5 protein-coding genes are annotated in these 7,091 nt (G+C 63.9%); 1 reads left to right on the forward strand and 4 read right to left on the reverse strand.

The window, feature by feature from the left end:
* Positions 1-1,218, reverse strand: a 1,218-nt coding sequence (locus DH10_RS18825; RefSeq protein ID WP_485020598.1) for a MutS N-terminal domain-containing protein, incomplete at its 3' end; no start/stop codon positions are given.
* 244 nt (positions 1,219-1,462) lie between these two features.
* On the opposite strand from DH10_RS18825, the gene DH10_RS18830 reads away from it, so the two are divergent.
* Entirely contained in the window at positions 1,463-3,742 is a 2,280-nt protein-coding gene (locus DH10_RS18830; protein WP_192253520.1) for an NADP-dependent malic enzyme, read from the forward strand.
* 93 nt (positions 3,743-3,835) lie between these two features.
* On the opposite strand, the gene DH10_RS18835 is transcribed toward DH10_RS18830, so the two are convergent.
* From DH10_RS18835 to DH10_RS18845, 3 genes are all read right to left on the reverse strand, one after another.
* Positions 3,836-4,966 carry a porin gene (locus DH10_RS18835; RefSeq protein WP_192253518.1) on the reverse strand — a complete coding sequence of 377 codons (1,131 nt, stop codon included), beginning with the start codon at positions 4,964-4,966 and terminating at the stop codon, positions 3,836-3,838.
* Between the two features lie 380 nt (positions 4,967-5,346).
* Positions 5,347-6,051 carry an antitoxin Xre/MbcA/ParS-like domain-containing protein gene (locus tag DH10_RS18840; protein ID WP_192385227.1) on the reverse strand — a complete coding sequence of 235 codons (705 nt, stop codon included), beginning with the start codon at positions 6,049-6,051 and terminating at the stop codon, positions 5,347-5,349.
* Positions 6,052-6,299: 248 nt separating this feature from the next.
* On the reverse strand, positions 6,300-7,091 hold a 792-nt coding region (locus DH10_RS18845; RefSeq protein ID WP_192385228.1), incomplete at its 5' end, for an adenosine kinase.

Genomic DNA, 7,091 nt, shown 5'->3' on the forward strand with positions numbered 1-7,091 from the left:
GGCCTCGAAGCCGGCGCGCAGCGCGCCAAGGTCGCGCGGGCCGCCGCGGTTGAGAGCCAGCCTGGACAGCGCCCTCGGCATGTCGGCGACGCTTTTGAGACTCGCCCGCAATCCTTGGCAAAGCCGCGTCTCGGAGCGAAAGAACGACACCGAATCCAGTCTTGCCGTGATCGCCGCCGGATCGGTCAGCGGCGCCATCAGCCGGTCGGCGAGCAGTCTCGCCCCGCCGCCGGTCACCGTGCGATCGATCGCCTTGAACAGTGAGCCGTCGCGGCTGCCGGAAAGCGTGCGCAAGAGCTCCAGATTGGCGCGCGTCGCCGGGTCGATGAACAGCGTCGAGCCGCTCTCCTCGCGCTCGGGCCGCGACAGTGGCGGGCGCTCGGCCTTCTGCGTCTTCTCGACATAGGCAATAGTGCCCGAGATCGCCGACAGTTCGGCGCGCGAGAATGTGCCGAAACTATCCGGCGTCGCCACCTCGAAGAAGCGGGCGATGCGGCCGGTGGCCGATGCCGAATCGAACAGCGACGGCGGCTGCGGGTTGGCGACCCGGCCCAGCACGTCGAAGACCGGCCGCAATTCCGGGTCGTGGAACACGGGCTCGGCGACGATCAACTCGCGCGGATCGACGCGGAAGATGTCGGCGAGCAGCCGCTCCGCCGTCGTCTCGGCGACACGGAAGGCGCCGGTCGAGATGTCGATCCAGGCGAGCGCGAAGCTGCCTTGGCTGGCCGCATTGCCGCCCTTCACCCTGCCCAGCGCCATCAGGAAGCTCGATTCCGAGGGCGCGAGCAGCTTGTCCTCGGTGATGGTGCCGGGCGTGACCAGCCGCACCACGTCGCGGCGCACCACTGATTTCGAACCGCGCTTCTTGGCTTCGGCGGGATCCTCTATCTGCTCGCACACGGCAACGCGAAAACCTTGCGCGATCAGCTTCTGCAAATAGTCGTCCGCCGCGTGCACCGGCACGCCGCACATCGGAATGTCGTGGCCCTGGTGCTTGCCGCGCTTCGTGAGCACGATGCCGAGCGCCTGGGTTGCCTTTTCGGCGTCGTCGAAGAACAGCTCGTAGAAATCGCCCATGCGGTAGAACAAGAGCGAATCCGGGTTCGCCGCCTTGATCTCGATATACTGCTCCATCATCGGCGTGACCCCGCCCACGGTGGGCGCCGGCGTCGTCGTTTCCTGGGCGTCGGGATCGGTCGGCATGTGCATGTTCATGCCGGAACGCTAGCAGATGTAACAGCGCGGTTTAATGCCGGGCGCTCGAAAAGCAGGGGAAACCGCGAGCCATGCTGCCAGCTCGTTGCTATTTCGCGCCGCCGCACTGCTTGGGCCTTCCGTGTTGAAGCAGCTTCGCCCGCCTTGTCGGTTTACAGCGGCCGCGTGTAGCCTTAATCCGTGAGAACCATAAGCAAGCACCTGTCCCAAGCGGTGCCGCACAGGTGAGGGAATCGAAAGCATCATGGCCAGGAAAACCGAAAGCAGTGGTCCCTCCGTCAGCGCGCAGGAAGCGCTCGAATTCCACGCCATGGGGCGGCCCGGCAAGCTGGAGATCGTCGCCACCAAGCCGATGGCCACGCAGCGCGATCTCAGCCTCGCCTATTCGCCGGGCGTCGCCGTGCCTGTGCTCGCCATCGCCGAGGATCCAAGCCGCGCCTTCGACTACACGACGCGCGGCAACATGGTCGCCGTCATCTCCAACGGCACCGCCATCCTCGGGCTTGGCAATCTCGGGGCGCTCGCCTCCAAGCCGGTGATGGAAGGCAAGGCGGTGCTGTTCAAGCGCTTCGCCGATGTCGATTCGATCGATCTCGAAGTGGCGACCGAGGACGCCGACGAGTTCATCAACTGCGTGCGCTTCCTCGGGCCTTCCTTCGGCGGCATCAACCTCGAGGACATCAAGGCGCCGGAATGCTTCATCATCGAGCAGCGGCTGCGCGAGCTGATGGACATTCCCGTCTTCCACGACGACCAGCACGGCACCGCCATCATCTCTTCCGCCGGCTTGATCAACGCGCTGGAGATCACCGGTCGCGACATGAAGACCACGAAGATGGTCTGCAACGGCGCGGGCGCTGCCGGCATCGCCTGCATCGAACTGATGAAGGCGATGGGTTTTTCGCCGGAAAACATCATCCTGTGCGACACCAAGGGTGTGGTCTTCCAGGGTCGCACCGAAGGCATGAACCAGTGGAAGTCGGCGCATGCGGTCAAGACCGAGGCGCGCAGCCTCGCCGAGGCGCTTGACGGCGCCGACGTCTTCCTCGGCCTTTCCGCCAAAGGCGCGCTGACCACCGCCATGGTGCAGTCGATGGCCAAGAACCCGATCATCTTCGCCATGGCCAATCCCGATCCGGAAATCACGCCCGAGGAAGTGGGCGAGATCCGCACCGATGCCATCATGGCCACCGGCCGCTCGGACTATCCGAACCAAGTCAACAATGTGCTCGGCTTCCCATACATCTTCCGCGGCGCGCTGGATGTGAGGGCCACCACCATTAATGACGAGATGAAGATCGCCGCGGCCCGGGCGCTGGCCGAACTGGCGCGCCAGGATGTGCCGGACGATGTCGCGGCGGCCTATCAGGGTAACCGGCCGAAATTCGGCCCCAACTACATCATCCCGGTGCCATTCGATCCGCGCCTGATCTCGGCGATTCCGCTGGCGGTGGCGAAGGCCGCGATGGAGTCCGGCGTCGCCCGCAAGCCGATCCTCGACCTTGACCGTTACGCGCAGGAGCTGTCGGCCCGGCGCGACCCGATCGCTTCGACCTTGCAGCGCATCTACGACCGCGTGCGCCGGCAGCCGAAGCGCATCGTCTTTGCCGAAGGCGAGGAGGAGCAGGTGATGCGCGCCGCCGTCTCCTATGTGAACCAGAAGCTCGGCACGGCGATCCTGCTCGGCCGCGACGACGTCATCAAGGAGAACGCCAAGCACGCCGGCATCGATCTCAACAAGCAGGGCCTCGAGATCATCAACGCCAGGCTGTCGCGCCGCAACGGCATCTACACCGACTATCTCTACGAACGCATGCAGCGGAAAGGCTACCTGTTCCGCGACTGCCAGCGCCTGATCAACAACGACCGCAACCATTTCGCCGCCTGCATGGTGGCGCTTGGCGATGCCGACGGCATCGTCACCGGCGTGACCCGCAACTATTCCACCGCGCTCGACGACGTGCGCCGCGTCATCGACGCCAAGCCGGGCCACCGCGTCATCGGCGTCTCGATCGTGCTGGCAAGGGGCCGCACCGTGCTGGTCGCAGACACCGCCGTGCACGACATGCCGAACGCCGAGCAAATCGCCGACATCGCCGAGGAAGCGGCCGGCTTTGCCCGCCGCATGGGCTACGAGCCGAGGCTCGCCATGCTCGCCTACTCCACCTTCGGCCACCCGCAGGGCGAGCGCTCCGAGCGGGTGCAGGAGGCCGTGCGCATCCTCGACAAGCGCCGCGTCGATTTCGAATATGACGGCGAGATGGCGGCCGACGTGGCGTTGAACCCGCGCGCCATGGCGCAATATCCGTTCATTAGGCTCACCGGCCCGGCCAATGTGCTGGTGATGCCGGCGTTCCACTCGGCCTCGATCTCGACCAAGATGCTGCAGGAACTCGGCGGCTCGACGGTCATCGGCCCGCTGCTGGTCGGTTTGAACAAGCCGGTCCAGATCGTCTCGCTCAACGCCAAGGACTCAGACATCGTCAACATGGCGGCGATCGCGGCCTACACGGCGGGGAATTGACGAGGAGCCGGCGCGGCGAAGGTCCTGTTTAGATCAAACAAGAAGGCCCGCGGCGGTGCCGCGGGCCTTTCCGTGTGAGGATCGCTGGTCCGATCAGAACGAGCGCTGGAAACGGACGATGCCGCCGACGCTGTTCTTCTTGTCGGCCTTGGTCCAGTTGAAATCGTCGGCGTCTCCGAACTTGCCGTCGTGGACATAGTCGACTTCGGTCGTGATCGTGAAGCCGGGAACGATCGTATAGGCTATGTTTGCCGCAACGGCGGCGTTCCTGGCGTCGTCAGCCGAAACCTGGAGGTTGAACGCCGCCTTGTCGGTGAATTTGTAGGTGCCGCCACCCCAAACTGCCCAGTTGCCGCCCCACGGCTTGTAGAAGCCGCGGCCACGCGCCGGGATAGCCCAGCTGGCGTCGTTGAAGTTGTCGTCGGTGCCGTAGCCGCCCATGATGAACAGCGACAGTTCCTTGGTGACATTGACGTCCAAACGGACCTTGCCGGCCACTTCCTCGTAAGAGCTATCATAGGCGACGACGCCGGTGATCGCACCCCAGTCGCCCTTATACTTCAAGCCGCCGACGACATTGGGAACATAGCTGTCGATGGTGCCGGAAATGCCCGTGGAGCCCGTAGAGTCCGAGCCTTCTTCGAGCGAGATCACGCCCGAGATGCCGCTGCCAGCGTCGAAATAGTAGCTGACAACATTGGTGTCTTTCATGCCGTAATGAATCAGCGTGTCCTGGATGACGTTGCCGGCATAGCCGATGAACTGATCGTAAGGCGTTTCGTCCTTACCGACGCGCAGGCCGCCGAGCTGGATCCAGGCGAAGCTCAGCGAAACAGACGTGGCGCCGCCATTCGGAAAGTTGAATTTGGTCTCGGTATAGGTCTTCAACGTGCCAAGCTCGGTTTCCTGGCCGGTCCAGGTCTTCAGGTTGAAGCGGGCGTTCTTCTTCCAGGTATCCTGGGCGTCGCCGTCCTCATGGTCGGTGGCTGTGCGGCCGTCGAACGAGCCGACATCGCCGAAGCCGGCGTCATAGCGGACATAGCCGCCGACGCGCAGGCAGGTCTCGGTGCCGGGGATGTAGAAGTAACCTGCGCCATAGACGTCGCAGATCTTGACGTATTCGGCCGGTTCCGGCTCGGCGACGGTCACCGCGTCGGCGGCGCGGGCGCCCGAAACTGCGATCAGGGCCGCAGCTGAGCCGAGTAGAAGGCTCTTGATGTTCATTTTCTTGAATCTCCAGTCAAAGGTTCAAGACAGGCCTGACAAGCCATCCGGCTCTGCCACCCCCGTCCCCATCGTTGAAAAAGTCGCGCACCAGCGCCGCTTCTTCGCCTTCGACATGGCCTAACTGGCGGTCGTTCACAACAGAGATTGTGTCCGAAAAACGGCTTTTCGGCCCTTAGAAAAGTCTTGTTGCGCAAATATCACGTCACATATTTGCAAGAATGGCACATATTGCACAACATATACGTAAGGCACATGAGTCTAAGCTGGTAAATGTGTCAAATGTGCCATTTGTTACAGTTTCATGACAGAAAGATAGCCCGCTGATATTTTGGCACGGCGGCGCGCCGAAAACATGGAGCCATGTTGGAAATCGCGGATCAGGACAAGCCGCGCGCGGCGCGCACCACATCCTCGATCATGTCCTCGCGGAGCATTTCGATGGGGATACGGCCGTCCAGTTCGATGGAAGGGCGGGTCAGCCAGAACCAGGCCAGCCTCGGATTGGTAATCGCCGCCAACACATCGCTTATGCCCGGAGCCGGCCTGCCGTCGACGAACTGGGCGAGCGGGAAGACGTGCTTGCGGCCGCCTTTGCGAAGCGCAACGACCTCGCCCCGCCTTTGCCAGCGGTGCAAGGTCGAGCGGGGGATGCGGAATTTCTCTTCGAGATAGGTCGAGCCGGCAACCTCCCCGGCCCAGTCTTCGATGAGCATCGACTGGAGCTCGGAGGCTCGCCCGGCCAAAGGCCGGGAGGCAGGCCTGGCAAGTCCGATTGTCGGGCTTTCGTCCACGCTGTCGACGCCTGCCTGGTCGGCGCGCGCGAGTTTTTCCGCCATTGCGCGGAAAAGCTCGGACGTTGGCTCCGCCCAGCCACCTTTGAAGGAGGTGATCGCAAGCCGCTGCGCCTGCGGCAGGAAGGGCAGGGCGGCGGCAACACTGCCCGCAATCGCGCTGGCGGAAACGAGGGCCTCCGCGTCCAGCAGGACACCATGCTGCATCAAAGCCTGCTGCACGGCCTCGGCCACCAGCCCGGCCAAGGCCTCTTGCGAAATTCCCTCAGGCGGATTTTGAAATCTGGTCATGCTTCTGTCTTGCGCGCCGCGCTCTCCTCCAGCCGCGGCGGGTTCTTGAACGGCTATAGCGGAAAGCGGCAATCGCAATGACGGCAGACGCAGCGACCGGACAGGTTGCTGTCTTGCATGTTACACCCAACTGCTGCGGGCGTCCCGAAATGTCAGTCACGGAACGCCCACCATGCCTGTAGGAGCGATCTATGACAGCGGCGCGACAGACGGCCTCATTGGCGCCTGACCGCGGTGACGCAGCGGAACTAAATCAGCCCGGCTTGTTCCGCCTCGCGGCGCAGATTCTGGCGCGGCCGCGGGCCGATCTGCTGGATCACCAGCCCGGCCGCCAGCGAGCCGAGATCGCCGCAATCCTGGAGGCTGCGGCCGCTCGTATAGCCGTAGAGGAAGCCGGCGGCATAGAGGTCGCCGGCGCCGGTGGTGTCGACCAGTTCATTGATCGTGGTCGCCTTGATGGTGACGGTCTCGTCGCCGCGCACGATCACCGAGCCCTTTTCCGAGCGGGTGACGGCGCCGATCTTGCAATCCTTGCGTATCGCCGCCAGCGCTTCCTCGAAGGAAGCGGTCTGGTAGAGCGACTTGATCTCGTGGCTGTTGGCGAAGACGATGTCGACAGTGCCCGACCGCATCAGCTCGAGGAACTCGTCGCGGTAGCGGTCGACGCAGAAGGAGTCCGACAGCGTCATCGAGACTTCGCGGCCGGCGGCGTGCGCCAGCCTCGCTGTCTGCCGGATGGCTTCCTTGGCGCGCGGCGGGTCCCACAGGTAACCCTCGAAATAGGTGACCCTGGCTCCGGCGGCCTTGTCGGCCTCGACGTCCTCCGGTCCGAGCTCGACGCAGGCGCCGAGATAGGTGTTCATCGAGCGCTCGCCGTCCGGCGTGACGAAGATCATCGAGCGTGCCGTCGGCGGCTCGCCCTTAAGCGGCTTGGTGTCGAAGGCCACGCCCTGGGCATGGATATCGTGGGTGTAGATGTCGCCGAGCGCATCGTTGGACACCTTGCCGAAAAAGGCGGCGCGGCCGCCGAAGCTCGCCAC

Origin of the sequence: Mesorhizobium silamurunense (assembly GCF_014843825.1) — a bacterium.
Lineage (GTDB): Bacteria > Pseudomonadota > Alphaproteobacteria > Rhizobiales > Rhizobiaceae > Mesorhizobium > Mesorhizobium silamurunense.

What these genes read in the sequence shown, in the direction of transcription:
- DH10_RS18830 (WP_192253520.1), top strand. Translation starts at nt 1,463, where the DNA reads ATGGCCAGGAAAACCGAAAGCAGTGGTCCCTCCGTCAGCGCGCAGGAA.
- DH10_RS18840 (WP_192385227.1), bottom strand. Translation starts at nt 6,051, where the DNA reads ATGACCAGATTTCAAAATCCGCCTGAGGGAATTTCGCAAGAGGCCTTG.
- DH10_RS18835 (WP_192253518.1), bottom strand. Translation starts at nt 4,966, where the DNA reads ATGAACATCAAGAGCCTTCTACTCGGCTCAGCTGCGGCCCTGATCGCA.